Below are 2,520 nucleotides of genomic sequence, written 5' to 3'. Positions count from 1 at the left end.
ATTTGGTTTAGTGGCGCACGGAATATCAGAAAATAAAGTCTCTCGTTCTGATTTAATAAAAAAGTCAGTCGAAAATAAAATTTTGCTTTTCAAATCATATAAGCAATCAATTTTGCTTTTCGATGAGAAAATATCACAGGAGTTCAAGATTATTTCTGAAGAGTATTCAAAGAGACATTCTATATTTGAACAAATTATGATGTTTTCCGATTTAGATATTTCTAAAGAAATTTCAGATTATATCATTAAAAAAAAATACAAGAACAGCCATTGATGGAAGTGTATTTAAACTTTTGGAAAGATGAAGAAAATGTATTGTATATGTTTGTAAAATTCCCAGGATTGAGAGATTACAGTGAGTCAAACAAAAGGATCGATGAATTTAATAGAAATTCAAAATTAGAAGAAATGATATTGCCATACTTGGATCTTAAAGATTTGCATTGAAGATAATCATTAAAATATTAGTTAACAAATAATCAAGACTACAGTCACATATAAAAATGGAAAATTTAAAAGAGTTAGTAGAACGATTAAACTTATCGGATGAATGCACCGATTTGGAGGCCAAACGCGCTTCCGAAATAGGTAAATCAGTGCTGGAAACAGTTTGTGCTTTTAGCAACGAACCGGGTCTTGGCGGTGGTTATTTGCTATTAGGGGTTGAAAGAGAAGATGAGGTGACAAGTTTGTTTCCAAGCTATATTGTTTCCGGAATCCCTCAAGAAAACCTTGATAAGATACAGACCGATTTGGCCAATCAGTGTGCTGAAAACTTTAATATTCCTATCCGTCCTCAAATTACGGTTGAAAAAACAGCCAATGATAAATATGCTATCGTAGTTTTTGTTTCCGAACTAAGTTCTGAACAAAAACCGCTGTTTCTTAAACACAAAGGCTTGCCGCAAGGTGCCTATCGCCGTATTGGTTCTGCAGACCACAAATGCACTGAAGATGATTTGGTAATTTTTTACCAGGGAAACGAAACCTTGGACAAATCCATTATTAAAGATGCCGATTTGGAGGATGTATCGGAGGAAGCGATTTCCCTTTACAGACGTTTCAGAAAAAATGTAAATCCTTCTGCCGAGGAACTTACCTATGATGATAACGATTTGTTGAAAGCATTAAACGCTATTAGAAAAAGCAACGGAATCTTTCAGGTTACTTATACCGGATTATTATGCTTTGGATCCAGAATGGCGCTCCGCAGATTATTGCCTATGGTAAGAGTCGATTATATTCGTGTAAGCACCAACAAATGGATTGAAGACCCAGACAAGCGTTTTGATGCTACGCTCGATATGAGAGGTTCCCTTTTGGAATTGGTGCAACGTATTATTTCAACAATTTCAGATGATTTGCCCAAAGGTTTTGTGCTAAATGACAATAACATTCAGGCCAAAAATATCGGGTTGCCAATGCGTGTTTTACGTGAAGCTGTGGTAAATGCGCTAATCCATCGTTCATACAGGGAAAACAGCCCCATACAGATTATTCGATACCCAAACAGAATTGAGATTATAAATCCTGGGTTTTCATTAAAAACCGAAGACCAATTGGGTGAACCGGGTTCTGTAAACAGAAATCCTTTTATATCCGCAATTTTCCACGAAACCAACTTAGCGGAAACCAAAGGAAGTGGTATTCGCACTATGAGAAGCCTGATGGAAAAAGTCGATATGATGCCTCCTACTTTTGAAAGTAGTAGAGAAAACAACACTTTTACGGTAAGACTCTTATTGCACCATTTACTAAATGAAGAAGATATTCATTGGCTAAATAGCTTCAGTAATTTCGATTTGAATGACAATCAAAAACGAATTTTGATTTTCGTTCGGGAAGTAAATGCAATCGATAATTCAACAGCCCGACAAATCAACGGATCTGATATTCTTACCGCAAATGCCGATTTAAGAAAATTAAGGGAACTGGATTTATTAATTCAAAAAGGCAAAAGTAAATTCACATATTACACCACTTCGTTACTTCTGCTATCCTATATTTCCAACGAAGAGGAAATCCTTAGTGCACTACCTCCTGACCTTAGTGCACTACCTACCGACCTTAGTACACTACCTACCGACGATGATATTCCAATTGCATTAAAACAACTGATAGAATCATTAGGTAAAAGAACTAATGATAAGGAAAAAATAACTAATATTATTTTGCAATTATGTTCGCATAAACCTATGAAAGGTAAGGTGATTGCACAGGTGTTGGGGAAAACGGAGAAGTATATTTTCAGAGAATTTTTAAAACCGTTATTAGACGAAAAAAAATTAAATTATACCATTCCAGATATGATTAATCATCCCAATCAGGCTTATATAACAATTGTAAAAATGGACGAAAAAGCAGAATAAGATAGCTTAGTGCACTAGCTAAACACTAATTGCTCCCTCATATTGAAATAAAAAAAGGAAACAGTAAACTTTAATTTTATAGTTCACTCAAGAGAGCTTTGGATACCACCAAAATATGATTTGAAACATTATCTTTGAAATAAAATTAATG

The 2,520-nt window shown here is 34.7% G+C and carries 2 protein-coding genes; both read left to right on the top strand.

What is annotated here, in order from left to right; all coding sequences use genetic code 11:
* Positions 1 to 274, top strand: a 274-nt coding sequence (locus VLB74_RS03290) for a hypothetical protein (protein WP_325202035.1), incomplete at its 5' end; no start/stop codon positions are given.
* A 229-nt stretch (positions 275 to 503) separates the two neighbouring features.
* Positions 504 to 2,369, top strand: coding sequence for an ATP-binding protein (locus tag VLB74_RS03285; protein WP_325202034.1), 1,866 nt, complete (start codon positions 504 to 506; stop codon positions 2,367 to 2,369).
* Positions 2,370 to 2,520 lie beyond the last annotated feature (151 nt).

The organism is Flavobacterium sp. (assembly GCF_035456225.1).
Lineage (GTDB): Bacteria > Bacteroidota > Bacteroidia > Flavobacteriales > Flavobacteriaceae > Flavobacterium.
This window is presented reverse-complemented; position numbering and strand designations above follow the sequence as displayed.

Coding starts and splice junctions, on each gene's coding strand:
- VLB74_RS03285 (WP_325202034.1), top strand. CDS start 504: ATGGAAAATTTAAAAGAGTTAGTAGAACGATTAAACTTATCGGATGAA.